Source organism: Shewanella sp., from assembly GCF_051658185.1.
Lineage (GTDB): Bacteria > Pseudomonadota > Gammaproteobacteria > Enterobacterales > Shewanellaceae > Shewanella.
In genome coordinates, this window is the sequence record NZ_JBOFMC010000454.1 from 1 (window position 1) to 26,639 (window position 26,639).

General features: G+C 47.3%; 23 protein-coding genes, 3 tRNA genes and 2 pseudogenes. 14 read left to right on the forward strand and 14 right to left on the reverse strand.

What is annotated here, in order from left to right; all coding sequences use genetic code 11:
• The 4 genes from ACRCZA_RS16515 to ttcA all read left to right on the forward strand — a co-directional run.
• Window positions 1-685: sulfite exporter TauE/SafE family protein (locus ACRCZA_RS16515; RefSeq protein WP_438675470.1), on the forward strand; the 685-nt coding region annotated here is incomplete at its 5' end.
• 55 nt (window positions 686-740) lie between these two features.
• Complete coding sequence (gene etrA, locus ACRCZA_RS16520; protein ID WP_438675471.1) at window positions 741-1,493, forward strand: electron transport transcriptional regulator EtrA; 753 nt, start codon at window positions 741-743, stop codon at window positions 1,491-1,493.
• A 149-nt stretch (window positions 1,494-1,642) separates the two neighbouring features.
• Window positions 1,643-2,575, forward strand: a complete 933-nt coding sequence (gene uspE / locus ACRCZA_RS16525) for a universal stress protein UspE (protein WP_438675472.1) — start codon at window positions 1,643-1,645, stop codon at window positions 2,573-2,575.
• Window positions 2,576-2,652: 77 nt separating this feature from the next.
• Complete coding sequence (gene ttcA, locus ACRCZA_RS16530; RefSeq protein ID WP_438675473.1) at window positions 2,653-3,621, forward strand: tRNA 2-thiocytidine(32) synthetase TtcA; 969 nt, start codon at window positions 2,653-2,655, stop codon at window positions 3,619-3,621.
• A gap of 348 nt (window positions 3,622-3,969) precedes the next feature.
• Here the strand turns inward: ttcA and ACRCZA_RS16535 are convergent, their stop codons facing one another.
• Window positions 3,970-4,593 (reverse strand): DUF2987 domain-containing protein, encoded by a 624-nt coding sequence (locus ACRCZA_RS16535; protein WP_438675474.1) that lies wholly within the window; start codon window positions 4,591-4,593, stop codon window positions 3,970-3,972.
• 704 nt (window positions 4,594-5,297) lie between these two features.
• Between ACRCZA_RS16535 and ACRCZA_RS16540 the strand changes: the two genes are divergently transcribed.
• Entirely contained in the window at window positions 5,298-6,221 is a 924-nt protein-coding gene (locus tag ACRCZA_RS16540) for a YvcK family protein (protein WP_438675475.1), read from the forward strand.
• Window positions 6,222-6,306: 85 nt separating this feature from the next.
• Here ACRCZA_RS16540 and ACRCZA_RS16545 read toward each other — a convergent pair whose 3' ends face one another.
• From ACRCZA_RS16545 to ACRCZA_RS16565, 5 genes are all read right to left on the reverse strand, one after another.
• Window positions 6,307-7,506, reverse strand: coding sequence for an amino acid aminotransferase (locus tag ACRCZA_RS16545; protein WP_438675476.1), 1,200 nt, complete (start codon window positions 7,504-7,506; stop codon window positions 6,307-6,309).
• Window positions 7,507-7,782: 276 nt separating this feature from the next.
• Window positions 7,783-7,869, reverse strand: a tRNA-Leu gene (locus ACRCZA_RS16550).
• A 49-nt stretch (window positions 7,870-7,918) separates the two neighbouring features.
• Window positions 7,919-7,992 (reverse strand) — tRNA-Cys (locus ACRCZA_RS16555).
• Between the two features lie 89 nt (window positions 7,993-8,081).
• Window positions 8,082-8,157 (reverse strand) — tRNA-Gly (locus ACRCZA_RS16560).
• Window positions 8,158-8,532: 375 nt separating this feature from the next.
• Complete coding sequence (locus ACRCZA_RS16565) at window positions 8,533-9,966, reverse strand: glyceraldehyde-3-phosphate dehydrogenase (protein ID WP_438675477.1); 1,434 nt, start codon at window positions 9,964-9,966, stop codon at window positions 8,533-8,535.
• Between the two features lie 203 nt (window positions 9,967-10,169).
• On the opposite strand from ACRCZA_RS16565, the gene ACRCZA_RS16570 reads away from it, so the two are divergent.
• Entirely contained in the window at window positions 10,170-11,054 is an 885-nt protein-coding gene (locus ACRCZA_RS16570) for a DUF2989 domain-containing protein (RefSeq protein ID WP_438675478.1), read from the forward strand.
• A gap of 199 nt (window positions 11,055-11,253) precedes the next feature.
• Complete coding sequence (gap, locus tag ACRCZA_RS16575; protein ID WP_438675479.1) at window positions 11,254-12,264, forward strand: type I glyceraldehyde-3-phosphate dehydrogenase; 1,011 nt, start codon at window positions 11,254-11,256, stop codon at window positions 12,262-12,264.
• 138 nt (window positions 12,265-12,402) lie between these two features.
• Here the strand turns inward: gap and nadA are convergent, their stop codons facing one another.
• The 6 genes and pseudogenes from nadA to astE form a co-directional block, all read right to left on the reverse strand.
• Window positions 12,403-13,485, reverse strand: a complete 1,083-nt coding sequence (nadA, locus tag ACRCZA_RS16580) for a quinolinate synthase NadA (protein ID WP_438675480.1) — start codon at window positions 13,483-13,485, stop codon at window positions 12,403-12,405.
• A gap of 135 nt (window positions 13,486-13,620) precedes the next feature.
• Window positions 13,621-14,955 (reverse strand): annotated as a pseudogene (locus tag ACRCZA_RS16585) (dihydrolipoyllysine-residue acetyltransferase); the annotation flags it as partial.
• 84 nt (window positions 14,956-15,039) lie between these two features.
• Window positions 15,040-15,270: pseudogene (locus ACRCZA_RS16590) on the reverse strand (biotin/lipoyl-containing protein); the annotation flags it as partial.
• A 9-nt stretch (window positions 15,271-15,279) separates the two neighbouring features.
• Window positions 15,280-16,257 (reverse strand): alpha-ketoacid dehydrogenase subunit beta, encoded by a 978-nt coding sequence (locus tag ACRCZA_RS16595; RefSeq protein WP_438675481.1) that lies wholly within the window; start codon window positions 16,255-16,257, stop codon window positions 15,280-15,282.
• A gap of 3 nt (window positions 16,258-16,260) precedes the next feature.
• On the reverse strand, window positions 16,261-17,439 hold the full coding sequence (locus ACRCZA_RS16600; protein ID WP_438675482.1) for a thiamine pyrophosphate-dependent dehydrogenase E1 component subunit alpha: 1,179 nt from the start codon (window positions 17,437-17,439) through the stop codon (window positions 16,261-16,263).
• A 168-nt stretch (window positions 17,440-17,607) separates the two neighbouring features.
• Window positions 17,608-18,636, reverse strand: coding sequence for a succinylglutamate desuccinylase (gene astE, locus ACRCZA_RS16605; protein ID WP_438675483.1), 1,029 nt, complete (start codon window positions 18,634-18,636; stop codon window positions 17,608-17,610).
• A gap of 277 nt (window positions 18,637-18,913) precedes the next feature.
• Between astE and msrA the strand changes: the two genes are divergently transcribed.
• Complete coding sequence (gene msrA / locus ACRCZA_RS16610) at window positions 18,914-19,393, forward strand: peptide-methionine (S)-S-oxide reductase MsrA (protein WP_438675484.1); 480 nt, start codon at window positions 18,914-18,916, stop codon at window positions 19,391-19,393.
• Window positions 19,394-19,693: 300 nt separating this feature from the next.
• Here msrA and pgm read toward each other — a convergent pair whose 3' ends face one another.
• Entirely contained in the window at window positions 19,694-21,346 is a 1,653-nt protein-coding gene (gene pgm, locus ACRCZA_RS16615) for a phosphoglucomutase (alpha-D-glucose-1,6-bisphosphate-dependent) (protein ID WP_438675485.1), read from the reverse strand.
• Between the two features lie 86 nt (window positions 21,347-21,432).
• Window positions 21,433-21,981: a replication initiation negative regulator SeqA gene (gene seqA, locus ACRCZA_RS16620; protein WP_438675486.1), complete on the reverse strand. Its 549-nt coding sequence runs from the start codon at window positions 21,979-21,981 to the stop codon at window positions 21,433-21,435.
• Window positions 21,982-22,274: 293 nt separating this feature from the next.
• Here seqA and ACRCZA_RS16625 point away from each other — a divergent pair, with 293 nt between their 5' ends.
• The 6 genes from ACRCZA_RS16625 (at window position 22,275) to efp (ending at window position 26,118) form a co-directional block, all read left to right on the forward strand.
• The gene (locus tag ACRCZA_RS16625; protein ID WP_438675487.1) at window positions 22,275-23,051 is read left to right on the forward strand and encodes an alpha/beta fold hydrolase; all 777 of its coding nucleotides are present in this window, start codon (window positions 22,275-22,277) and stop codon (window positions 23,049-23,051) included.
• A 102-nt stretch (window positions 23,052-23,153) separates the two neighbouring features.
• Entirely contained in the window at window positions 23,154-23,375 is a 222-nt protein-coding gene (locus ACRCZA_RS16630) for a DUF2788 domain-containing protein (RefSeq protein WP_438675488.1), read from the forward strand.
• 8 nt (window positions 23,376-23,383) lie between these two features.
• A complete protein-coding gene (gene ybfE / locus ACRCZA_RS16635) occupies window positions 23,384-23,656 on the forward strand; it encodes a LexA regulated protein (protein ID WP_438675489.1) in 273 nt (90 codons plus the stop codon).
• A gap of 56 nt (window positions 23,657-23,712) precedes the next feature.
• Window positions 23,713-24,240: a flavodoxin FldA gene (gene fldA / locus ACRCZA_RS16640; RefSeq protein WP_023265275.1), complete on the forward strand. Its 528-nt coding sequence runs from the start codon at window positions 23,713-23,715 to the stop codon at window positions 24,238-24,240.
• 85 nt (window positions 24,241-24,325) lie between these two features.
• Window positions 24,326-25,513: an elongation factor P maturation arginine rhamnosyltransferase EarP gene (gene earP / locus ACRCZA_RS16645; RefSeq protein WP_438675490.1), complete on the forward strand. Its 1,188-nt coding sequence runs from the start codon at window positions 24,326-24,328 to the stop codon at window positions 25,511-25,513.
• A 44-nt stretch (window positions 25,514-25,557) separates the two neighbouring features.
• Window positions 25,558-26,118: an elongation factor P gene (gene efp, locus ACRCZA_RS16650; protein WP_438675491.1), complete on the forward strand. Its 561-nt coding sequence runs from the start codon at window positions 25,558-25,560 to the stop codon at window positions 26,116-26,118.
• Window positions 26,119-26,639 lie beyond the last annotated feature (521 nt).

Below are 26,639 nucleotides of genomic sequence, written 5' to 3' on the forward strand. Positions count from 1 at the left end.
GTACAATATCACCGGGGCATTTTTAGTCGGGCTCATGGGGGCCGCCCACTGTTTTGGCATGTGTGGTGGACTGGTAGGAGCGTTTTCAGCCCAAATCCCCCAAGCCAAAACCGGTAATTTACTGGCCCATCAATTGAGGTTTCTACTCAGTTATCACCTTGGTCGACTCCTCAGTTATACCGTTGCTGGTGCGCTGGTGGGCGGCTCGGCGGCCATGTTGGGCCATTTATTTGAGGTAGATAGCTACTTGTTAGTGCTCAGGATGGTGGCGGGATTGATGATGATCGCAACCGGCCTGTATATCGCCAAACTGTGGGGCGCCATTGTCCATATTGAACGGATGGGTAAGTGGTTATGGCTCGCCTTAAAACCTGTCGCCCAGCGTTTCGTCTCGATACAGCGCCCTACACAAGCCCTGATGGCCGGCATGATCTGGGGTTGGCTGCCCTGTGGTTTAGTGTACAGTACCTTAACTTGGGCAGTGGCCAGTGGCTCAATGTATCAAGGAGGATGTATCATGCTAGCCTTTGGCTTAGGCACACTGCCGGCATTATTAACCGCTGGGGTTGCCGCCAAACAACTGGCGAATTGGGTTCAACAAAAAACTATTCGATTAATGAGTGGGTTACTACTTGTGGCCTTTGGTAGCCATACTTTATATATCGCAGCAGCGCAGCTAAACTAGCCCAAGCTAGTGAATTGGTTTAACATGGCAACAGTGGATAAACTTGAGAACCGACATGGCAATAGAACAAAATAAAAACCGTCGTCCTGCAGCTAGCGGGTGCGCTATCCATTGTCACGACTGCAGCATGGGTACCCTTTGCATACCTTTTACCTTGAATGCAAATGAGTTAGATCAGCTCGATGATATTATTGAGCGAAAAAAACCGATTCAAAAAGGCGAACAAATTTTTAAATCTGGCGATCCGTTAAAATCGTTGTTTGCCATCCGCTCCGGCACGATTAAAAGTTATACCATTACCGAACAAGGTGATGAACAAATCACTGGCTTTCATTTAGCTGGGGATGTGATAGGTTTTGATGGCATTCATGCTCAGTCACACCAAAGTTTCGCCCAAGCCTTAGAAACCTCAATGGTCTGTGAAATCCCCTTTGATGTCCTCGATGAGTTATCGGGCACTATGCCAAAATTACGCCAACAAATCATGCGGTTAATGAGTAACGAAATCATGAGCGATCAGGAAATGATCCTCCTACTCAGCAAAAAAAATGCCGAAGAACGCTTGGCAGCATTTATCAGTAATTTAGCGAATCGCTTTGGTAATCGGGGCTTTTCTCCAAAGGAATTTCGCTTAACCATGACCCGCGGCGATATTGGTAATTATCTTGGGTTAACGGTTGAGACGATTAGCCGCTTGTTGGGACGTTTTCAAAAATCGGGACTCATCGAAGTCAAAGGCAAATACATCACTATCGTGGATCATAATGAACTTAACCAGTTAGCAGGTCATTCCCGTATTGCCAGATAACCGATTGCCAGTCATATGACAAAAAGCGCCCGACGCGGCTCAGCGACTTGCCCGATAGGCGCTTTTTAAACGAGTTTTGATCTAGAACAATACCGTTAATTGCCAATGGCTCATGATAATCATAAGCCGATGACTTTAAGGAACATGCTATGAAGGATTATCACAAGATTCTCGTTGTTGTTGACCCTACCACAGTGCATCAAGTTGCCCTCGCCCGTGCAGTGACATTAGCCAGTAAAAGTCATGCCCATGTCACTGTGTTTCTCTCTATTTTTGATTTTTCCTACGAGATGACCTCGATCCTCTCTAATCAGGAACGCGAAGCGATGCGCCAAGGGGTAATCGCCCAGCGGCTGGCTTGGATCAATGATTTGTTATCCCATTACAGCCATTTAAACTTGAGTATCGACACTCAAGTAATTTGGCATAACCGCCCCTTTGAAAGCATTATTAATCATGCTATTTCAGGTGGTTACGACCTAATCGTTAAGGGTACTCATGCCCACGATAAACTCAAAGCGGTGATATTCACCCCAACCGATTGGCATTTAATGCGTAAAGCGCCAATGCCAGTGTTGATGGTTAAGGAACACGATTGGCCTGCTGCCGGCAAGATTCTGTGCGCCATTAATGTTGCTAGCGAAGATGCCGCCCATCAAATGCTCAACGATAAAATCATTGAGCATGCCAAAGATCTGGCGACAAAATTCGCCGCCGAAGTGCATTTAGTCAATGGCTTTCCTGGCACACCGGTAAACCTTGCCATTGAATTACCGGATTTTGATGCTCAAACCTACAATGACACCGTCCGCAAGCAACATGAAGAACGGATCCATGCCATCGCCACGGCAAATGGCATCGAGCTCAGCCACTGTCATGTTAACGAAGGCTTACCTGAAGATGTGATCCCAGAACTGGCGCAGCAACTGGATGCGGAACTGGTGATTTTGGGCACCGTCGGCCGTACGGGCTTTTCTGCCGCCCTTATCGGCAATACGGCAGAACATGTGATTGATAGCATTAACTGTGATCTGTTAGCGATTAAGCCTGACGGCTATAAATCCCCCTTAGAAACGCTTTAAGGGGCACAGGCCTCTTTACCCCGCCTAAGATAGCTGGAATAATACGCGCCCTGAAACTGTGTTACTGGGCGCTTTTTATGTTAGCAGCTATACCTGAGGTCACCGCACATCACATGTCCGAAGAATTATCGAAAAAACAAACTACTCGACTCAATAAGTTACAAAAACGCCTACGCCGTGAAGTGGGCAGTGCCATCGCAGATTACAATATGATTGAAGATGGCGATCGGGTGATGTGTTGCTTAAGTGGCGGTAAAGACAGTTATGCCATGCTGGATATTCTGCTCAACCTGCAGCAGCGTGCGCCGATCCAGTTTGAAATCATTGCCGTTAACTTAGACCAAAAACAACCCGGTTTTCCTGAGGATATCCTGCCGGCGTATTTGGATAAGCTCAAGGTTGCCTACCATATTTTGGAAAAAGACACCTATTCCATCGTTAAAGATAAAATCCCTGAGGGCAAAACGACTTGCTCCCTGTGTTCGCGCTTGCGCCGTGGTACTCTCTATGGTTTTGCCCAACGCATTGGAGCGACGAAAATTGCCTTAGGGCATCACCGCGATGACATCATTGAAACCCTATTTTTAAACATGTTTTACGGTGGCAAACTCAAAGCTATGCCGCCTAAATTATTGTCAGACGATGGCGCCAATATCATCATCCGTCCGTTAGCCTATTGCCGCGAAAAAGATATCGCCGAATACGCTGAGCTTAAGCAGTTCCCGATCATCCCGTGCAATCTTTGCGGCTCTCAAGAAAATTTAAAGCGCGCTGCAATTAAAGAAATGTTAAATCAATGGGATAAACAACATCCCGGCCGGATTGAGACGATCTTTACCGCCATGCAGAACACGGCCCCTTCCCAAGGAGTGGACCGGGAACAGTTTGATTTTATATCGTTAAAACGCGATCCCGATGCTCCAATGAAAGGCGATGTGGCAGAGGCAGATTTACCCGCATTTGATTTTCTGGATATTGCCAATAGCGGCCATATTGATCTGGATGCCGCGAAACGTATCGATATCGTGAATGTCTACGAAGTGTGAACAACCGACTAATCAGTTATTAAAACAACGATTAAGGCTTTGTTTAGGCCGCTCAACATCTGCAGGCGGCTTAACGCGCGCACAGCGTTAAACAAAACATGAGCGGTACCGTCGCCGCACGGGCACATTCAACCTATTCATCTCAAAAGCTCATCTGCCCAGCATATGCCTGGGCAGATTGCTTTATGGCGCTAAAATGTAGCGCGCGAGTGCTAGATATGAATGCTAAATATAAGTGCTGAATAGTGCCGCTAAGCGATTGCAACGCGGAGCAATGGCATCAGCCTCATGCTATTCAAGGTAAGCTTATCGCGACAATATCAGCAATTCGCGATAACCTACTTTTACTCATTTCACCCACGGGCTCAACACGGTAGGACGCTGGCTAAAGCTTAAGGTTTCGAGGGTTGCAACATCTGCTGCCGCGATCCGCAATGGTCCCTGACTCACCTGCGTGCGGCCATTTAGTGTGATATCCACCACCGCATCTGCTGGAAACTCAAAATGTAAGCCAGCAATAGGCTCACTAAAATATCGCATCGGGAATCCCTGCATCGCCCCTAATAATTTATCCATTTCTACCGCAATCTGTCGCAGGCGCTCTCCATCATATTGCGCCAGCGTTTGTTTAGCCCGAACTTGCATGGCAATACCACAGCCTTGCGCACTACCAGCAAACGCTAAGTTCACTAAGGCGCGCTGCTCTTTAAGGTTGGCATCAAAGGGAATAAATAGTCGTTGCGATTCTGTATAACTTAATGGCGTTGAAAATTTTTCACTTGAGATACTGCCCCGTTGCAGCTGGCAGTTCGGGGTCATTGGCACACTAAACGCGAGTTCAACCAGCTGATAATTGCCCTGATTGACTCGGGTCAGTCTTTCATAAAAACCTCTATATTCCAAAGAAATGGTCTCTGCACCTGCCGTAGCCATCCAAAAATACAAGCCACCTATTACTATTTTTTTATACATCTGCTTCTACCAACTCTCGTTTGTTATAATCTAACTTATCTAATCATTCGGCGATAATGCCTATATATACTCAAAAAAATTCACGCGTTATAGAGGATCTGTTCAGCACGACGTTGAATGCCAAGGCATACCGATAAACTCTGATTGGCCGCCATCGTCCATAGCGTGATGATCATTGACCTTGGCCCGATACAAAAAGGCCAGACATCAACTCAAAAGTACTGTCATATCAGGAAGTTTGCCAGAACCACCGGAAGATGGCACTCAATAAGTCCAAGACTTAACTAAAAACCGATGCCAAGTCGCTTCGCTTAGCCAATTTCTCGCTTAACGTGAAGCCAGCCATGCTGCCATGGTTATCAAACCTTACCGCTTTTATTGGATCCACAATGCGTTAGATGAAAAATGCTCACGCGCCCATCGCTAATCACGGCATGCCATCAATCGAAACTGCGATCGCTATCCCAACACCTTGGGGATATCGACGAATAGTTAGTGCGCAAAAAAACCTGAGCTTTTATACTAGGTATGGCTTGCAAGCGGACTAAACCAAGCTCGCCGCTCAGGGTGTGCATTGCGCAAAGCGTTCGGTGAAATAGCTTGGTTAGGTAAAAAATCAGAGTTTCTAAAAAATTGACATTGATATCGCCATCTTGCGTGCTCAATCAACGACAACATCAGGGGATTCAAGGAGGACAACCCAAATGCAGCATCATATCTTAAATCAATTTAACCGCGTCGTCGCCATCGGTGGCGGCCACGGTTTAGGTCGAGTGCTATCTGCCCTCGATTTTTTGGGCAATCGCTTAACGGGGATTGTGGCGACAACCGATAACGGCGGCTCAACGGGCAGATTAAGGGCCCAGCAGGATTGCATTGCCTGGGGGGATCTGCGTAATTGCCTCTCGCATCTTGCCCATCGTCCTTCGGTCGGCTCCCAATTGTTTGAATACCGTTTTCAAGGGGATACCGAGCTAACGGGCCATAATTTAGGGAACTTAATGTTACTTGCCCTCGATCAATTGTGCGTACGCCCCCTTGAAGCCGTGAATTTAATTCGCCATCTGCTTAACATTGATGTGCGACTTATTCCCATGTCGGAACACCCCACCCATTTAGTCGCCCTACAGGCCTGTGGCAGTAAAGTCTTTGGTGAAATAAATGTAGACAGCATGCCCGAGGCACCTATCGCCCTCAGCCTTGAGCCTGAAGTCGATGCGACATGGGAAGCCTGTGAAGCAGTGCGCCATGCTGAACTTATCATCCTCGGCCCCGGCAGTTTTCTAACCAGCATTATGCCGCCATTGCTACTGCCGCAATTTGCCAAGAGTTTAGCTAACACCAACGCCCAGATTATTTTTATTGATAATCTCCATGAAGAATCCTCTCCCGCTGGCCAATTTACCTTGGAGCAGAAAGTTGCATGGTGTCATCAAGTTATTGGAAAACCGGTGATAAATAACGTGTTGTGCCACGGCGAACAAGTGCGATTAGGCAGCACAATTAACTATTTCCCGCTCAAAAATAAACACAATCCCGCATTGCATGATCAAACGGGGCTCCGGGATGCATTAAGTGCCTTAGTGCGCGTAAAATCCGCGCTCTCCTTATCCCCCCTCGCCTCCTAAAGGCGATATCCTAAAAGCAAAAAGGGCCACAACCGGGCCCTTTTCATAACTTTATACGCTAAGTTGGCGTTAGAGAGTGTCGCCGTTAATCACGCAGTACCGCGGCAATGGCTTTGCACAGCGCCGGCATATTACTTTTGGTCATACCCGCAACGCTAATACGGCCTGAACCAACAATATACACCCCAAACTCATCCTTAAGGCGGGCAACCTGCGCTTTATTGAGGCCAGAAAAACTGAACATCCCATTTTGTCTGGAGATAAAACTAAAGTCTTGGGTCACCCCTTCTGCGCTTAAACTCTCGACAAATAACTCACGCATTTGCGCAATACGCTCACGCATTTCAGTCACTTCCTGCACCCACATGGCTTTTAATGACGCATCACCTAAAATGGTGCTCACAATTAATGCCCCATGAGCCGGCGGATTTGAGTAGTTAGCGCGGATAGTGCGTTTTACCTGACTAAACGCGCGTATTGCAGCCTCAGCATCCTCAGCGACGACCGTCACTGCACCAATTCGCTCATTGTATAAGCCAAAGTTTTTCGAGAAAGAATTAGCCACTAACAGCTCAGGAACGGCCGCAGCCACTAAACGTAAGCCCGCTGCGTCCTCTTCAATACCGCGCCCAAAGCCTTGATAGGCAAAATCAAATAAGGGCACTAATTGCTTCTCGGCACAAAGCTGAGCGACCAATCCCCATTGTTCCAACGTCAAATCAATCCCGGTAGGATTATGGCAGCAGCCATGTAGCAGGATCACATCGCCTGCCTGTGCATGGGCAAGGTCCGTCATCATGGCATCAAAATCAATATCATGGGCACTGGCGTTGTAGTATCCGTATTCTTTAACCGTTAGACCGGCCGTTTCAAAAATATTTTGATGATTGGCCCAAGTTGGATTACTGACCCAGATCGTCCGCGATGGGGTATTACGCAGTAAAAACTCGGCAGCGATGCGCAGTGCGCCAGTGCCACCGGGCGCTTGTGCCGTAGCTGCACGACCAGAGGTTATCAATGCATTGCCTTCACCAAATAACAGCGCTTGGACTACGCGGTTGTAGGCTTGTACGCCCTCAATTCCTAGGTAATTTTTGGTTTTTTCTTGCTCGAGTAACAAGGCTTCAGCTTTTTTAACTGATGGTAATACCGGCGTTTGTCCGGCTTCATCCTTATAAATACCTACCCCAAGGTTTATTTTATCTTGGCGAGGATCCGCCTTAAACGTATCGGTTAAACCAAGAATGGGATCGGCGGGAGCAAGTTCTACCTGAGAGAAAATCATGACTACTTATCCTAAATATTCGCGTGTAGGGAAATTTCGGTTTATTTATACCATTGTCTGCAAAAGGGGAATAGCATCTTATTTCACATCTTCAGGAAATATGTTTCACAATTATGGATTTTGCATAATTATTGGTAAATAAATGCGAGATCATTGATACGCAAGACAAAATAGCAATGAGGATTCATTTGAAGAGGGATAGACCGCAAAGACGCCAATATACGTGACAGGAACAAAGCAAAAAGGCCTAACATTGACGTTAGGCCTTTTTAAGGATGGTACCCGAGGCCAGACTTGAACTGGCACGCTGTTACCAGCGAGGGATTTTAAATCCCTTGTGTCTACCGATTCCACCACTCGGGCAAACTCTTTATATTAATAACGGGAATCATGTCATTAATATGCAATTTTGTGGAGGCGCGACCCGGAGTCGAACCGAGATCGACGGATTTGCAATCCGCAGCATAGCCATTCTGCCATCGCGCCTTAGTTTTAAAAGGCTATATAAAAGCCTTCACTCCAAAGCCTATGCGCCTTATAAGGTATCACTTAATATGATATTGGCTGCATAAGATTGGAGCGACATATCGGGTTCGAACCGATGACCTATACCTTGGCAAGGTATCGCTCTACCAACTGAGCTAATGTCGCACTGCCACTTAACGCTCAATACTTGCGTATGATTTACGTTAAGCGTCAAAGTTTGCAATTGATTGCTTTCCCCTGACTGCGGATTGGCATTCTACCGATTTAGATCGAAGAGTCAATCAACAATTGCCAAATCAGTGGGCTCAGTGGATCGTTTGCCCAATATTGCGTCATTACGTATAAGTTTTATCCCGTACTCAGCATCGCCCTACTCTGTGACAAATCTCTCCGACACTGTGATAACAAACAAAAGCGGCTCACACATCGCGCTGCCAAGATTAAGTGGGTAACAGCAGCATTAATACCGCGGCACAAAAAAGCGCCCATATTGGGCGCTAAGGGCGATATCAGCTTAACACTTCAGGATTAAACCTGCGTTTAGGCTGGAAGTGACAGCGTCGTCAACCCTAACATGGTTTGCATCACGCCAACCACTTGGCAGCTATAACCAAATTCGTTGTCATACCATACATACAGAATGGCACGTTTACCTTCAGCAATCGTCGCTTGAGAATCCACCACACCGGCGTAACGGGAGCCGACTAAATCACTGGACACAATCTCGGTTGAGTCTGTGTAATCGATTTGGTTTTGCAGAGGCGATTGCAGTGCGGTGTCTTTCAAGTATTCGTTTAATTCGTCTTTATTGGTCTCAGCATTTAAGTTCATGCTGATGATCGCCATAGAGACGTTAGGGGTCGGCACGCGAATGGCGTTACCCGTCAGTTTGCCGGCTAGCACGGGCAATGCCTTGGCCACAGCTTTGGCGGCTCCCGTCTCAGTGATAACCATGTTAAGGGGTGCACTGCGACCGCGGCGATCCGCAGTATGGTAGTTGTCGATCAGGTTTTGATCGTTCGTGTATGAGTGAATCGTTTCAACATGGCCATTCTCAATGCCGTATTTATCATTCACTGCTTTTAACACTGGGGTAATAGCGTTGGTCGTACAACTCGCGGCAGACACGATAATATCCTCAGGCGTGATATCGCCTTCGTTAACACCGTAAACGATGTTTTTAATCGCGCCCTTCGCAGGTGCCGTTAGCAGCACTTTACTCGCGCCAGGGCTCTTAAGGTGGAGGCCTAGACCAGCTTCATCTTTCCAAATACCGGTATTATCCACCACGAGCGCATCGTTAATGCCGTATTTGGTGTAATCAACTTCATCGGGAGAGTTGGCATAAATCACCTGAATATAAGTACCGTTGGCGATAATGGCATTGTTCTCTTCATCAACTTCCACAGATCCATTAAAGGGACCATGTACCGAATCGCGGCGCAATAAGCTGGCGCGCTTTTCTAAATCCCCTTTTTTACCACCGCGTAAGACGATGGCGCGCAGTCTTAACTTATTGCTACGACCGGTGCGCTCGATAAGCAAACGTGCCAACAACCGTCCAATCCGGCCAAAACCATAAAGAACCACATCTCGAGGCGCGATATCATCGGCATGATCGATAGCATCAGCCAATTCTTTAGCCATATATGCTTCAATATCTTGAGTATCGGTATGATCGCGCCAGTAGTTGACGGCTAATTTACCAATATCGACTTTGCATTGTTTAACGGCGAGTTTGCTTAATGCTTGAACGAAGGGGAAGCTCTCCCGTAAACGTAATTTTTCACCAACATGGCGGCGAACTAAACGGTGCGCTTTAATGATTTCAATCGTAGAAGCATTGAGTAATGGCTTACCATAAACCACCACCTCAACACCTTGGTTACGGTATAATTTGCCCAACAAAGGCTGCATCGCCTCTGCCATTTCAAAACGTTCTTGCCAACTTTGTAGGTGTTTATCAGCGCTCATTTACAGATCCTTTATCTCACTTTTCAATAAAATGTACTGAAAGGTTTGAGTAACATGATGAAAAGACCAATAATCTTATGCAGGTTTTAGGTAAAACCCTGTTTTGGTCGGCGCCATTGTAATGAAAAGCGTGCATTCTTGCTAGAAAGATATTTTCTATAAATATGTAATTTTATTAGAAAAAATTCCATTTGGAGCGTGTTTTGAAACGAAATTTTGTAAAAATTACATCATTTACTCTGGGGTTGTGCATTTTGGGTATTTTCGGTTGTAATAATGACCAAAATATCTCAGCAATTTGTAAAAATAATCCTGAAATTTGTGCTGATTTGCATCAAGATAGCTGGTGTCTTGCAGAGAAAACCCAGCTCATTGAGCAGCGCTATCACCTAAAGGATTCTCCGTCGCCTAGCGACAAACAACTGTATCGACAGCTGATTTCCCTAGAGAATTACAGTCGCTGTATGGAATTAGCCGCAGAGGTACAGCATATTCTCCACACCGCACGTACAGAGGAGCGCGCCAAAGCTTTTCGTTCAAGCACGCAACAGTTAACTTTGCTACAGGAGCAAATCCGCACGCGGCAAGATCCTTTTATGTCCTATTATCAATGGACGCGCTTTGGCGATACCTCAGCGCTAACGCGCTTGATAGCCCAAGAAAAGGCCGGAGACGTCAGCGAGCCCTTCTTACTCGCCCAGATTGCCACTTATTATAATAATCACGATGCCATAAAAGCGCAGCAGTTATACCTTAAGGTCTTTGATCACATTCAATACGATGAATTTGACCCCAACTGGTTACTGGGCTTAGCGGCCACGTATCAACAACAGCAGCAATTTGCCCAGAACTATATGTTAACAAAAGCGAACCTAGTACTGACCCAGCAAAAATATTCTGCCGATAAGATGCTAGCCTTGCTTGGGGGCGATAAAAAGCTCGCCGCCCAGTTGGATAACTTAGCCCAAGACTTGATCGCAGTATTAAAAAATGGGACATATCTTCATAGTCCGGTACGCCAGTGGCTCACCACGCCATCAGCAAACGGCACCATTCCTACGGCTACGTTCAAGCCGATGAGCGAGTGACGTGACGAACAAACGGCCTGCTATCTTGTAATTTTTTATCTAAAATCTAGACTAAAAACACAGTTTTCGCGAGCGATGTAAAAAAAACTGCGAATTTGTTATGCAAAAACCGCCTTAACGGTCAATTTAACTTGACGATAGCTGTCAGTTTGGTAATTTTACTACCAGTTAATTTTTATAATCACCAGAGGGATATGAGATGACTATCCGTGTAGCAATAAATGGCTATGGCCGTATCGGTAGAAACATATTACGCGCCTTATATGAAAGCGAAAAAGTTTACCCAATTGAGATTGTTGCGATCAACGATTTAGGTGATGCCTCCATCAACGCCCACCTGACCAAATACGATTCGGTTCACGGTCGTTTCAACGCTAAAGTTGACCATGATGCCGAGGCCATCTATGTCAATGGTGATAAAATCCTGACCTTCCAAGAACGTGATCCCGCTAAATTACCTTGGGCTGAATTGAACGTCGATGTCGTGTTTGAATGTACCGGGATCTTCACATCTAAAGACTCAGTTCAACCCCACCTCAGTGCTGGCGCCAAGAAAGTCATTATTTCAGCCCCGGGCAAAAATGTTGATGCCACCGTGGTTTACGGTGTGAATAATGACGTGTTAACTGCCGATATGACGGTGATTTCTAACGCTTCTTGCACCACGAACTGCCTTGCGCCGTTTGCTAAACCGTTAAATGATGAGATTGGTATCGAATCTGGTTTAATGACCACCATTCATGCTTATACCAACGATCAACGCCTATCAGACGTGTATCACACCGATTTGCGCCGCGCTCGCGCCGCGGCATTGTCGATGATCCCAACTAAAACCGGCGCCGCAGCGGCAGTAGGTTTGGTTGTACCTGAATTACAAGGTAAATTTGATGGTTTAGCCGTACGCGTACCCACGGTAAACGTATCACTGGTTGATTTATCATTCATCGCCGCCCGTGACACTACGGTTGAAGAAGTGAACGCCATTATCGAACGTGCTGCTAGCGTTGCACCTCTGAGCGAAGTGTTAGCGGTTAACAAAGAGCCATTGGTGTCTATCGACTTTAACCACAACGCGTTTTCATCTAACTTCGATGCGACACAAACCCGTGTAAACGGCCGTTTAGTTAAAGTGATGGCTTGGTACGATAACGAATGGGGCTTTAGTAACCGTATGCTAGACAACGCGGTTGCGTTAATGAACGCGAAATAATCGCTGTTCGTCAGCTTTATTCAACGCCCTGCATTTGCGGGGCGTTTTGTTATCCGCATCAACAATTCCGCAGATAAAAAATCCCCGCCGCGGCGAGGATTTTTGTAATGGGAGTGCTAGTCACCCCCGTCACTCTTCTTAGGCATTGCCCTTGATCTTCATGTTGAGCGTCTTTGCAAAATCCAGCATCCGCGTGAGCGGAATAAGTGCTTTGATGCGTAGTGCCTCATCGACAAAAATCTCGTGACTGGTTTTATCGCTGTCACTTAACGCTGCATCTATCGCCTGTAAACCATTCATCGCCATCCAAGGACAGTGGGCACAGCTCTTACAGGTTGCTCCATTGCCACCCGTGGGTGCTTCGATAAGGATTTTATCCGGGGCCGCCTGCTGCATTTTGTAGAAAATGCCACGATCGGTGGCCACAATCATCCGCTGATTGGGTAAAGTTTGGGCGGCTTTGATCAATTGACTGGTTGAGCCGATGGCATCGGCCATGGCCACCACGCTGGCGGGGGATTCAGGGTGGACCAAAATTGCCGCATCAGGATACTGGTTTTTTAACTCTCGCAGCGCATTGGCTTTAAATTCATCATGAACAATACAATCGCCCTGCCACATCAGCATCTCGGCGCCAGTTTGTTTCGCGATATAACTGCCTAAATGGCGGTCTGGCCCCCAAATGATTTTTTTACCTTCACTGTCTAAGTGCTCAACGATTTCCAGAGCGATACTCGAGGTCACAACCCAATCGGCGCGGGCTTTTACCGCTGCCGAGGTGTTGGCATAGACCACGACGGTATGATCTGGATGCGCATCACAAAAGGCACTGAATTTATCAATTGGGCAACCTAAGTCTAAGGAGCAGGTCGCTTCGAGGGTGGGCATTAATACCGTTTTTTCAGGACTTAGAATTTTGGCGGTTTCGCCCATAAACTTAACGCCGGCGACTATTAACGTCTTGGCGGGATGATCGCGACCAAAGCGTGCCATTTCAAGCGAATCGGACACGCAGCCACCGGTTTCTTCTGCAAGCGCTTGAATTTCAGGGTCGGTGTAATAATGGGCAACCAGTACGGCGTCTTTTTCAATCAGCAGTTGTTTGATCCGCGCTTTATAGTGGGCTTTTTGTTCATCGGACAAACGCACGGGCTTAGGCGGAAACGGGTAATCCATCGTGGCGATTGTAGGGGCAACTGCACTGGGGCTTAACGGGCTCATAACTCATCCATCGAGATAACAACATTCGCGGATTATACGTAATTAGCTGCAAAAGATTAACCCATTTATGTCAGCAAATAAAAAAGGACGTTTACACCGTCCTTTTCATATTTTTTAACCACGCCTTACGCTTGCTTAACGCATGGCCAATAACATCTCTTGGGGCGCTTCAAGATATTGTTTCCACAGATTACAGAAGCGGGCAATGGTGCCCCCATCGATCACGCGGTGATCCCCAGACCAACTCACTTGCATAATTTGCCGGGCCTCAACCTCCCCTTTAGCGTTGAAGCGCGGCAGGGTTTGCAACTTGCCTAAGGCCACAATGGCAACCTCGGGTTTGTTGATGATCGGCGTCGCGACGGTGCCGCCTAGCGCCCCAATATTAGAGATAGAAATGGTGCCATCTTTGAGATCTGCAGGTGCGACACGCCCGCTTCTGGCTGCTTGCGTTAACCGGCTGATCTCCTGCGCGATCTCAAGAATACTCTTGTTCTGCACATCCTTAACGTTAGGCACTAATAATCCTACCTTAGCATCGACCGCCATGCCAATATTGTGGCGGGCTTTGTAGGTTAACTCGGTGCAATCGGCATTGACTTGGCTATTCATGATAGGGAATTGCGATAAAGCCAGCGACATCGCCTTCATAAAGAAAGGCATCATGGTGAGCTTCACTTCGGCAGATGAATATTTTACTTTCATGCTTTCGCGTAGGGCGACAAGTTCGGTTAAATCAAACTCTTCACAATAGGTAAAATGCGGAATGGTCGACACCGACTCCGTCATCATTCGTGCCATCACCGCTTTAACGCCGCGAATGGGTTCGACGCTATCCCGAGGATCAACACTAATGTTCACAGCATGATTAGCAGAACTGTTGGCAATATGTGTACTACCATGTGTGCCAAGATGAGGCACAGTTGCGATTAATGCGCTGTCAGCGCCTAGGGGCTCCAAAGGCGCCTTAAGCGTAGCATCGGGTTGACTAGCAGCCCCCTCCGCGCCCAAAGCTTGAAAACGGCTTATGTCCTCTTTGTATACTCGGCCATGTTTACCGCTCCCCTGAACACGGCTTAAATCAATATCTAAGGATCGCGCCATACGCCGTACGGCAGGACTTGCCAAGGCTTTACCTTGACGCTGCGCCGCCCCATCTCCCCGTCCCGCGCTCAAGGCATGCGCCGCTAACGGTTGCATTATGGTCTCAGGGGCGATTGAGGGCTGTTCAATTTCAATGGCATATAAAGGGGCGTGCACCTTGGCGAGCTGTCCTTTGCGATAATGCAGCTTGGCAATTTTCCCGGCTTTGATCGCAGGAATTTGCACCAGTGCTTTATCGGTCATCACATCGGCTATCGGTTGATCCTCTTTGACGCTATCGCCCTCTTGCACCAGCCATTCGACCAACTCACACTCGACAATACCTTCGCCGATATCTGGTAGTAAAAACTCTTCGATACTGCTGCTTAGACGCGAAATCGCCCCCGTTGGCGCTAAGGCCGCTTCCACTGATGGGGTTGGCGCGATTACGGCGGGCTCATCTTCTTGGATTTGCACGGCATATAAAGGCGCATGCACTTTAGCAATATCTCCCTTCGCGTAATAGAGCTTAGTCACCACCCCGCCAAAAGGCGCAGGTATTTGCACTAAGGCTTTATCGGTCATCACATCGGCAATGGGTTGATCTTCAACCACGGTATCGCCCTCTTTGACCAACCAGTCAACCAGTTCACATTCCACCACGCCTTCACCAATGTCCGGCAAAATAAAATCTTTAATCATACCGGACTCCTAGAAAGTCACTGAGGCTTTGATGGCTTCAAAGGTTTTAAGCGCATCGGGCATATATTCTTTTTCATGGACTAACGGATACGGGGTATCGAGTCCACACACCCGGCTAATGGGGGATTCTAAATACAAAAAACATTCCTCTTGGATAGTGGCAGCAATCTCCCCGGCAAAACCTCCAGTTAAGGGCGCCTCATGGTTAACCAGCAGCCGTCCGGTCTTTTTAACCGACTGCGCAACGGTCTCCACATCCCAAGGGGCTAAGGTCCTAAGGTCAATAATCTCACAGGATATGCCCTCTTTTGCCGCCATATCAGCCGCCTTTTCTAGGATCTCCATTTGCGCGCCCCAGGCAACTAAAGTGATATCCTTGCCTTCGCGGATCACTTGGGCTTTACCTAATTCAATCTCATAATCGCCCTCTGGCACTTCACCTACCGAGGCGCGATATAAGCGTTTAGGTTCAAAAAAGATCACCGGATTTTTATCGCGAATCGAGGCCAATAACAGCCCTTTGGCTTGCTCAGGATTGCGTGGCACCACCACCTTCAACCCGGGTGTTTGGGTAAAATAGGCTTCTGGGGACTGAGAATGATAATGCCCGCCAGCAATGCCGCCACCATAAGGGGTGCGAAACACTAAGCTCCCGACGTTAAACTCATTACCGCTACGATAACGGAACTTGGCAGCCTCATTGACGATTTGATCAAACGCCGGAAAGATATAATCAGCAAATTGGATCTCCGCCACCGCCGTCATGCCATTCGAGGCTAATCCATTGGCAAAACCAGCAATCCCCTGCTCTGTCAGTGGCGTATTAAAGCAGCGTTCACGGCCAAATTTTTCTTGAAGTCCCGAGGTGGCCCGAAACACACCACCAAAATGACCGACATCTTCCCCAAACACCACCATGCGCTCATCAGCCTGCATGGCGATAGACAAGGCCTCATTCACGGCCTGTAACATATTCATTTCTGCCACGGCTTATAGCCTCCCTGCACTTTTCGGATAGGATTGTGGGTATTTTTTAATGTGCGCTTTTAAATCGCTGAGCTGTTTTTTCAATGCGGGGGTCGGAGTGTCGTACACATCTTCAATCATTTCATCCAACATTGGCACAGGGAGCTTTTCGGCGACCTTCACAGCGGCTAAGACTTCCTCTCGATACTTCTCTAGCAATGCCACATCATCGGCTTCGCTAAACCAGCCCTTATTCAACAGCCACAATTTAAAGCGTTTTACCGGATCATGCTGTTGCCATTTGGCTTCTTCATCCTTAGAGCGGTAACCCGAAGGATCATCGGAGGACGAATGGGCGCCAAGACGGTAAGTCATCGCTTCAATTAACACCGGGGCGTTGTACTCAATCGCGTAGGCTCGTGCTTGCTGGGTTGCGGCCAATACCGCCAGCATATCGTTGCCATCGACCCGAATGGTATGCATTCCATAGCCTACACCACGGCTGGCAATACCGTTGCCGGCAAACTGCTCCTCTGTCGGGGTGGAAATGGCGTAGCCATTGTTACGGCAGAAAAAAATCACTGGGCATTTTAATACCGCAGCCATATTTAGCCCTGCATGAAAATCGCCTTCGGATGCCGCGCCTTCACCAAAATAACAAATCGCCACATTACGTTTCCGCTGCATTTTCAAGCTATAACCTACACCGGCGGCTTGAGGTATTTGGGTCGCAAGGGGGGAGGATATTGTTTGATAATGGAGCGCCGCACTGCCGTAATGGATGGGCATTTGACGCCCCTTGCCTAAGTCCTTTTCATTACTGAACATCTGATTCATAAACTGTTCAGTCGTAAAACCTCGATAACGCAGCGCCGCATGTTCCCGATATTGCGCGAGGATCACGTCCTCATGATCGAGCGCAGCTACACTCCCGACAATCGCCGCCTCTTCACCCGTACAGGTCATGTAAAAGCTAATCCGCCCTTGACGCTGAGCGCCGAGCATCCGCTCATCGAGCACCCGAGTGAATACGCAGGTATCGTAAATTTTTAATGCGAGTGCGGGGTCGATATTCGGTAACACCGCAGTTTCATAGGGCGTGCCGTCGGCTTGAAGAATTCTGAGGATAGGAATGTTAAGTGATGCCTTATCCAAGAAGCCGACACGGTGCACGGTATCCGTGTTGAGTGTTGCTTTGCTCATATTGTGCTCTTGTTATCTTGTGCCACAGCAACCAGTATCAGTTACCGTGACTGATTTATACGAATATGTTGTTGAACATTACGTTAACGTAAACTACCTATCAACCACTCATGGAACAGATGCCCCAACTTATCTCGACGGCGGATGTACATAATGCTTTACAAAAGCTTAACTTATGCGTGGTTCTCGTGCCGGAACCACACAGATAAGCGTGCGCTGGCCAATCGGTACTTTGGCATTTGGGAACACAATCGCCTCCACCTCTTGCTCGACCACGATGTCTTTGCCCTCCTCCCGCGCCAACACGAATCCCTTTGGAAAGGCCCTGAAATTCTCAACATCAGTAGCAAAAGTAAATTCAAAATCACTGGCATGTTTATTGATAACCCGGCAAACCTGATATAAGTGCAGTTTTGTTGGATCAAATTTATCTAATGTCAAAGACTTAGTCGTAATGAGTCGAACAAACATCTCCTCGGCGGCCAATAACCGCGACATATCGTTTTGCCCTAAGGGATACACTTTGCCAAGCTCAAGGGTAAATGCCTCTGCGCCGTAATGCTGTGAAGAAAAATAACTGAAGGTCGTGGTTGGCTCATGGTGAAATAACACCGCCTCAACCCCACTGGCGGCTAAAAACATGAGTTGCTCACCGCTGTAGGGGCGGCCTTGGCGATATGGGTAGACCGCAAATTTTTCATGCTTTGAAGAGCGCATTGCCGTATGCAGATCATAATGGAGTCGCTGGCGCCCCGAGTTCTTAAAAAACCGATCGACATATTCTTCCAATTTTTTCGCTCGAATGCGTTCAGGATTAATCAACCCTGGTGGCATCGAATGTGCGCCACTAAAGAGTCTATTCATGTTTTCATCGACAATTCGAGTGCCATTATTGATGGCATTCGGATTACCAATAATGAATAAAATACGTTGTTTGGCAATAACATGTTGCTGTAACAGTTGGCTAATGATGCGATTACACAATTCGATGGGGGCGGTTTCATTACCATGGACGCCGCAGGAAAAGATAATGTCTTTCTCGGTAGGTTCCATAGGTTCAAACAGGATAATCCCCCTATCCCACACTGAAACCTGAGTATGTTCCCCCAAGTGAAAGCGTAAAGTCTCATCCCACGGCTCGGGGTGTTTGAGGGTCAAGGTTAAAAAATCCGTTGAATCTAACAGCGCTGTTAACACAAAATTCTCCTTATCATGGCGCGTTTTAGGTATGGAGCACCGGCAATAACATTTGCTGCGCCAAAATGTGATGTTCTCCATCGTAAAAATTGCCCCAATACTAACATAAGTCTTTCATCTGTATCTCAGGATTGATGGCAACAGGGCTATTTTTAAAAGAATGTAACGCAACCGCGCATCTGTTAAGCACCGCTAACGATGACTTTACAGCAGGCTTGCTTTTATGTCGCAATTTGCCCACAATCCTGAGCCATCTAGACTTCTTTTAAGGGTTATCATGACGTTAGCAACATTTGGTGCCGGTTGTTTTTGGGGCGTAGAGTATGTTTTTAGACGAGTCGATGGTGTCATCAATGCCACTTGCGGTTACATGGGCGGCAATAACGCCGCAACGACCTATCAAGAAGTAAAACAAGGCCATACTGGTCATGCTGAAGTGGTGCAAGTGGAGTTTGATCCCAATATCGTCAGTTATGAGGCGCTACTGGAGGTGTTTTGGAAAAACCACAATCCCACGACTCTCAATATGCAAGGCGGTGATATGGGTAGCCAATATCGCAGTACGATCTTCTTCCATGACCGTGAGCAAAAGGCGATTGCCGAGGCATCAAAACTCGCCCTAGCCCGCTCTGGCCGCTGGGGGTTACGGCAAATTGTGACTGAAATTGTGCCATTGCAACCATTTCACATTGCCGAGGAATATCATCAAAATTACCTTGATAAGAATAACTTACCGAGCTGCCATTTCGAATACTGATCATACTGAGGCACGTATCGTACTAAGCACTAGCACTAGCACTAAGCTTGCCGAAGAAAACATACCGGGATGACGCTGTTGGGATGGTGGTGTAGGGATTTCGTGTGAGAAGCTGATGTAGGCATTGCTCTGTTGGCATGAGGGCATCGATATATCAATTTCATCATTGCTATATCGATTCATCGCATTCGCTGCCCTATCGTTGCCAATGGCGCACTGCGCGGCCAAAACAACGCCGTCAACAAAAACGCACTCAAAGCTGAGTGCGTTTTTTAGTCTAAGTCAGTCATCCCTCAATGATCAGGCAGTTAACGCCTTATCAATCAGGCTCTGAGCCTCTTGGATGATCTGTGCTAAATGTTGCTCACTGATAAAACTTTCGCCGTAAATTTTAAATAAAGCTTCAGTGCCTGATGGGCGAGCCGCAAACCAACCGTTAGCGGTGGTCACTTTAATCCCGCCAATCGCTGCATTATTACCCGGGGCATGGGTTAACACCGCCTCAATCGGTTCACCGGCTAACACGGTAGCATTTAAAGTGTGGGCGTTTAATTTGGCAAATTTAGCTTTATTTTCAAGGCTAATCGGACTATCAATCCGCTTATAGAAGCTTTGGCCAAATTGGGCGACTAATTCTTGATAGCGCTCACCTGGGGTTTTACCCGTCACGGCCAGGATTTCTGCCGCTAATAGACCGAGGATAAAACCATCTTTATCGGTACACCAGGTTGTGCCGTCACGGCGCAAAAATGCCGCGCCAGCACTTTCTTCGCCACCAAAAGCAATGGTGGCCTGCGCCAAGCCATCGACAAACCATTTAAAGCCAACTGGGACTTCGAGCAAGGTTTTACCATGGAAGGCACAAATGCGATCAATTAGCGCACTGGAAACTAACGTTTTGCCTATGGCTAAATCTGCGCGCCAGCCAGGTCTGTGGGTTAATAAATAGTCAATAGCAACCGCCAGATAATGATTTGGGTCCATCAAGCCGGTGCCTGGACACACAATTCCATGGCGATCATAGTCAGGATCGTTGCCCAGACATAAATCATAATGATCTTTATGAGCCAATAACCCTGCCATTGCATACGCAGATGAGCAATCCATGCGGATCTTGCCGTCTTTATCTAAGGGCATAAAGCTAAAACTGGGATCAACCTTATCATTAACAAGCGTGATATCAATACCATAGCGTTCGGCGATAGGCGCCCAATAAAAAATGCCCGAGCCACCGAGAGGATCCACCCCTATGCGCACCTTCGCCTTGGCAATCGCTTGCATATCAATCACATTGTCTAAATCCGCCACATAGGGCGTGATCAAATCGATAGCATGGATATAGCCAGACACCAATGCCTCACTGTAGGCAAGCTTATTAACGCCCGCTAATCCTTGCCGCAAATAATCATTGGCTCGAGACTCAATCCAAGCCGTAATATTGCCCTCGGCAGGTCCGCCATGGGGCGGATTGTATTTGATCCCACCATCCTGAGGGGGATTGTGAGATGGCGTAATAATTAAGCCATCGGTCAAGGCCGAGCCTTGAATATTCGCCTCGCGATTGGCACAAATCACCCCATGGGAGACCACCGGGGTCGGGGTAAAACCATCGTGCTGCTGAATGTGCACCGTCACTTTATTAGCGGCAAGCACCTCGATGGCGGACAAATATGCGGCGTAAGATAACGCATGGGTGTCAATACCGAGGATCAGCGGTCCATCAATATTTACCGATTGTCGATAATCCACCACCGCTTGGGTAATGGCCCAAATATGTTGCTGATTAAAACTGCCATTAAAGGCACAACCTCGGTGGCCAGAGGTGCCAAAGCTCACCCGTTGTGTGACTTGCTCTACATTCGGGGTAATACGGTAATAATGGCTCATCAGCTTGGGAATATTGACCAAATCTTGCTGACTTGCGCTGTGTCCTGCACGTTGATGTATTGTCACCTACAGCTTCTCCTACTACTGGATTAACAGTGAAAAATAAGCAGTCCCTTGAGTGCTAGGCCCGCATCATTCAAATGGAATCAACCTTAAATACGTTCAGAAATGCTTGCCGCTCTTGCCCCATCGCAGCCAAATTTCACCAAGACTTCAACTAAAATAGCGCGTTTCTTCGCCGTATTGTTGTTGCTGGTGACCCAAAAGCCACTGCTGCCGATTTCCTTAGGATTAGCCGATGGGCTGGCGCTTAATAGTTCATCTCGTGAGCGCGCAAAATAAAGGCGATCGCGTCCTTGGATCTGCAAAATATCGGCAAACATCTGTGGGGATTGTTGATAAAGACTTTCAAGTAAAAATAAAAAACGCCCGACTGCGCCTTTTTGCTCGGCTAAGCGGGTCTCATCGACTAATAGGCTAAAATCGAGGGGCTCACGGGCGGCGGGAGTGATCTCTAAACTGCTTGCCGCTTGCTTAACCTCAAGACTTGGCTGGCTTATCGCTTTGGGTGGTAAAGGTGCAACCCCAGGTACAGTGAGGCCGAGTAATCGACGGAGAATATCAGAGGCACTCTCACCAATGCGTTCTGTTTTGCTGGCAATATGACGATAGAGCTCTTCATCTACTTCGATATATTTCATAACCTTTATTATCCTTTGTCGCTTGATAGGCTTAACCCAAAAAGTGTACCACAGCCGATCCTATCTGAGGATCTACGGGATCGAACCCCAGTGTAACTATCTCTATCAATCTGATAAAGCATCATTAATCTAAAAATGCGTGAAATCGCACATCAAATGATCCCAAGCGGTCTAAGTGCTGAAAAAGCAATCAAACGCGCAAGGTATGTTGGTAGGCGCCCCCTTCACCCTTGTCAACTTGACCTCCTTAAGGGCACAATCAGCCCACGCAAACCCGACCCTCGACAGCATTCATGAATTATGTCTCCACAGGCCATGGCCCCGCTATCCTTCTCATCCACGGCTTGTTTGGTAATCTAGATAATCTCAAAAGCCTTGGCCAAGCCCTTGAAAACCAATACCAAGTGATCCGCGTTGACGTCCCTAATCACGGATTGAGTGCCCATTGGCCGCAAATGGATTACATCAATTTGAGTCAAGCCATAATGGCTTTGCTCGATGAACTTGGCATTGAGCAGGCTCATCTTGTCGGCCACTCCATGGGAGGCAAAATTGCCATGGCAACGGCCCTGGCCTTCCCCAAACGCGTGCTTAGCGTAGTGGCGGCAGATATTGCTCCGGTAGCTTATCAGCCGAGGCATGCTGAGATCTTTGCCGCGTTAGAGAGCTTGCCCTTAACTGAGCTGCAAGGTCGCCCCCAAGCTCTGGCCCATATCCTGAGTCACGGCATTGATGATCCGACCGCCCAATTTCTCTTAAAAAATTTACAACGCACCGAAAGCGGCTTTCGCTGGAAAATGAACCTAAACGGCTTAAAAGAGTGCTATAGCAGCCTCATCGGCTGGCACAATTGTCCCCCCTTCGTGACACAAGTGTATTTGGGCCCTAGCCTCTTTATTCGCGGCGGAGCGTCCGACTACGTCACAGCGGCGCATCGGCAGGCTATCTTGGCACAATTCCCCGCGGCGCAGGCCAAAACCCTTGAGGGATGTGGCCATTGGTTACATGCCCAAAAACCGACCATTTTTAATCGAATTGTCACTGAATTTATTGATAAACAATCGCATTAAATCCCGGCAAACCTCGACCTAAATGATATAGCAGCGAACAGATTGATGTGATATATTCGCGCCTCTTTATAGCCTTATCAGACGCTATAGGACGAAGAACATATGTTATCTCAGTACATGGAACAAATTGAAACCATTGGCTTGAACCTGTTTTTTGCTGCGATATTTTTCTTTATCGGCATGGCCATCTTCGATGTGCTCAAACAAGGTAATGTGCCTAAATTTGGTCGATATATTGTTTGGTTGGTGTTATTTCTCGGCTGCGCCGGGTTTATTGCAAAAGGTATTATCCAGATGACCTGGGAAGGCTCAGGGATCGGTTAAACAAGAACATGGCAAAAGAAGCAACAGATAGAACCACCATTGACCTTTTTGCCAATGAAAAGCGCCGGGGCCGCCCACGTAGCAATCCACTGTCTCGTAGCCAACAGCTTAAGGTCAATAAACGCAATCAGATCCAGCGGGATAAAGCCAAAGGATTAAAGCGAATAGAGTTAAAGGTGTCACAAGATTTGTATGACGCCTTGAATGAGCGGGCATTGGCCAGTAACATCAGCCGTAGCCAGTTAATCGAATGGATCCTTCAGCAACACATAGAATGCTGAACCACATAGCACGACCAGATTAACGTATAAATGAACTAGACATTAAAGGATAGACAATGGCAACTGTAGGCCTTTTTTTCGGTAGCGACACAGGCAACACCGAAGCTGTCGCCAAAATGATCCAGAAAAAACTGGGTAAGAAAATGGTTGAGGTGAAAGATATCGCCAAAAGCACCAAAGAACAGATCGCAGAATATGATTTACTGCTGTTTGGGATCCCTACCTGGTATTATGGTGAAGCCCAGTGCGACTGGGATGACTTTTTCCCAGAGCTTGAACAAATTGATTTCACTGACAAACTGGTCGCGATTTTCGGTTGTGGTGATCAGGAAGATTACGCAGAGTATTTCTTAGATGCCATGGGCATGATTGGCGATATCGTTCAAGCCCGCGGTGGTATTATCATTGGCCATTGGCCAACCGCAGGCTACAACTTCGAAGCGTCTAAAGGCTTAGTCGATGATGACCACTTTATCGGTTTAGGGATTGACGAAGACCGTCAACCAGAACTGACCGAAGAGCGAGTTGATGCTTGGGTTAAGCAAATCTATGAAGAAATGTGTTTAGCAGAGCTTGAAGACTAAGCGAACCCCCTTATAAAAAGCGGCTTAAACGCCGCTTTTTTTATCTTTGCTCTCCACGTCCGTGATAACCAAAGCGATAACTCCAATGGCAACATCCTCCAACGCGTCCCACTGGGACATCTTCTGCACCGTGGTCGATAATTACGGTGACATCGGTGTCACTTGGCGTTTGGCGAAACAACTCGTCAATGAATATCAACTACCTATCACCCTTTGGGTTGATGACTTAAACAGTTTTTCCCATATTTTACCTACGCTTAAGCCAAATCTGCTCAGCCAATGTTTTAACGGCGTCACCATTAATCATTGGACAACACCGCTGGCCGTGCCATTTCAACCCGGTAAAGTGTTGATTGAAGCCTTTGCCTGTGAATTACCCATCGAGGTAAAACAACAACTGACCGCACTGCATCAAACGGCCCCACACAATGTACCGTTATGGCTAAATTTGGAATATTTAAGTGCGGAGGATTGGGTCGAGGGTTGCCACGGTTTACCGTCGATGCAGGCGAGCGGCATCAAAAAATATTTCTTTTTCCCAGGGTTTACGCCAAAAACCGGCGGGCTTATCTGTGAACGCACGCTTTTTGCCGAGCGCGATGCTTGGCAACAGGACCCCGCCAATAAACTGCAGTTATTTGAACGTCTGGGCCTCAAAGGCATTCAGGCTCAAGACACTGTGTTTAGCGTATTTAGTTATGAAACCGACGCATTGCCCGCGCTATGTGAACTCTGGCAAACCACTGCCCAGCCAGAGGCAAAAATCCATGCGCTGATCCCCAAAGGTCGTAGCTTAAACAGTTTGCAGCATCTATTACCCTGCCCGATTGAGGCGTTAACCCCCGGCCAGCAAATTCTGCTAGGAGATTTGACCCTGCATATCTTACCCATGACTGATCAGCAGGGATTCGATCGCTTACTGTGGAGTTGTGACGTTAACATTGTGCGCGGTGAAGACAGCTTCCTGCGGGCACAATGGGCGGCTAAACCGTTTATTTGGCATATTTATCCCCAAGAAGATGATTATCATCTCATAAAATTAGAAGCTTTTATTCGACTTTACTGCGATAATCTTGCCCCTGAAATTGCCTGCAATTGGTCTAAATTGATGCTTGCATTCAACCAAGGCGCGCAATCGGCCGTGAATACTCACTGGCAAAACCTTAATCCGGTTAGTTTGTCCTTGTTGCAACATGCTAAACAATGGCCAATTAACGCAATAAATGCTGCAGATCTGGCTACTCGACTAGTTCAATTCGTGAAAAAAAGCTAAAATACTGCGCTAAAACAGAAAATCGACATATAGGAAATTGTGTAATGAAAACTGCTCATGAAATCCGTCCTGGTAACGTGATCATGTTTGAAGGCAGCCCATGGGTTGTACAGAAAACAGAAACAACTCGTTCTGGCCGTAACGCTGCCATCGTTAAGTTAAAGCTGAAAAACTTACTGCTTAACTCTGGCACTGAAACCACCTTCAAAGGTGAAGATAAGTTAGAAGACATCATTTTAGATCGTCTGGATTGTACTTATTCTTACTTTGCCGATCCTATGTATGTATTCATGGATGCAGAATACAACCAATACGACGTAGAAGCTGAAAACTTAGGTGATGCAGCGGCTTACATCGTTGACGGTATGGAAGAAACTTGCCAAGTGACTTTCTACGAAGGCAAAGCAATTTCTGTTGAAATGCCAACCACTATTGTACGTGAAGTGATCTACACTGAGCCATCTGCTCGTGGCGACACCTCAGGTAAAGTGATGAAGCCAGCAACGATCACTGGCGGCGGCACTGTTAGTGTGGCTGACTTCGTGAAAGTCGGTGACAAGATCGAAATCGACACTCGTACCGGTGAATTCAAGAAGCGCGTATAATCGCCCTTAAATTTATCGAAGAGCCGCTCATCGGCTCTCATAAAAAATCCCCGGCAAACGCTGGGGATTTTTTTAGCATAACATAACGCACATCACCGCCGAACGCCCCAGACACAGACACAGACACAGAATAATAAACTGTCCCCCAAACGCAGCAACGCTGCGTCACAGCGCCCTGACATCTCACACTGATCCACGCCGCCTCACATTCAGCGGGATCACTCCGCTTACGTTGAAACACTCCGCTTACGTTGGCTTACTTCGCGTTAGCGCCCATTTGCCAAACCCTAACTTATCTGCAGGACCTTAACGTCCGCTCAAGCGCTCAGTAATCCTAGAGAATGGCTCGAAAAAAAAGCACTGCTCTTCAAGGCGATAGCCTCAAGAACAGTGCTTTAATTAGGAGAGTGCCGTTAGATTAATGATTAAATAACGGATAAATTAACTGAGAAGACTCACTTAAAAGCGCATTTATAAAAAGCTAACTTTTAAATAAAACTAACTTACCATACTCAGTGCAG

Coding starts and splice junctions, on each gene's coding strand:
- etrA (WP_438675471.1), top strand. CDS start 741: ATGGCAATAGAACAAAATAAAAACCGTCGTCCTGCAGCTAGCGGGTGC.
- uspE (WP_438675472.1), top strand. CDS start 1,643: ATGAAGGATTATCACAAGATTCTCGTTGTTGTTGACCCTACCACAGTG.
- ttcA (WP_438675473.1), top strand. CDS start 2,653: ATGTTAGCAGCTATACCTGAGGTCACCGCACATCACATGTCCGAAGAA.
- ACRCZA_RS16535 (WP_438675474.1), bottom strand. CDS start 4,593: ATGTATAAAAAAATAGTAATAGGTGGCTTGTATTTTTGGATGGCTACG.
- ACRCZA_RS16540 (WP_438675475.1), top strand. CDS start 5,298: ATGCAGCATCATATCTTAAATCAATTTAACCGCGTCGTCGCCATCGGT.
- ACRCZA_RS16545 (WP_438675476.1), bottom strand. CDS start 7,506: ATGATTTTCTCTCAGGTAGAACTTGCTCCCGCCGATCCCATTCTTGGT.
- ACRCZA_RS16565 (WP_438675477.1), bottom strand. CDS start 9,966: ATGAGCGCTGATAAACACCTACAAAGTTGGCAAGAACGTTTTGAAATG.
- gap (WP_438675479.1), top strand. CDS start 11,254: ATGACTATCCGTGTAGCAATAAATGGCTATGGCCGTATCGGTAGAAAC.
- nadA (WP_438675480.1), bottom strand. CDS start 13,485: ATGAGCCCGTTAAGCCCCAGTGCAGTTGCCCCTACAATCGCCACGATG.
- ACRCZA_RS16600 (WP_438675482.1), bottom strand. CDS start 17,439: ATGAGCAAAGCAACACTCAACACGGATACCGTGCACCGTGTCGGCTTC.
- msrA (WP_438675484.1), top strand. CDS start 18,914: ATGACGTTAGCAACATTTGGTGCCGGTTGTTTTTGGGGCGTAGAGTAT.
- seqA (WP_438675486.1), bottom strand. CDS start 21,981: ATGAAATATATCGAAGTAGATGAAGAGCTCTATCGTCATATTGCCAGC.
- ACRCZA_RS16625 (WP_438675487.1), top strand. CDS start 22,275: ATGAATTATGTCTCCACAGGCCATGGCCCCGCTATCCTTCTCATCCAC.
- ACRCZA_RS16630 (WP_438675488.1), top strand. CDS start 23,154: ATGTTATCTCAGTACATGGAACAAATTGAAACCATTGGCTTGAACCTG.
- ybfE (WP_438675489.1), top strand. CDS start 23,384: ATGGCAAAAGAAGCAACAGATAGAACCACCATTGACCTTTTTGCCAAT.
- fldA (WP_023265275.1), top strand. CDS start 23,713: ATGGCAACTGTAGGCCTTTTTTTCGGTAGCGACACAGGCAACACCGAA.
- earP (WP_438675490.1), top strand. CDS start 24,326: ATGGCAACATCCTCCAACGCGTCCCACTGGGACATCTTCTGCACCGTG.
- efp (WP_438675491.1), top strand. CDS start 25,558: ATGAAAACTGCTCATGAAATCCGTCCTGGTAACGTGATCATGTTTGAA.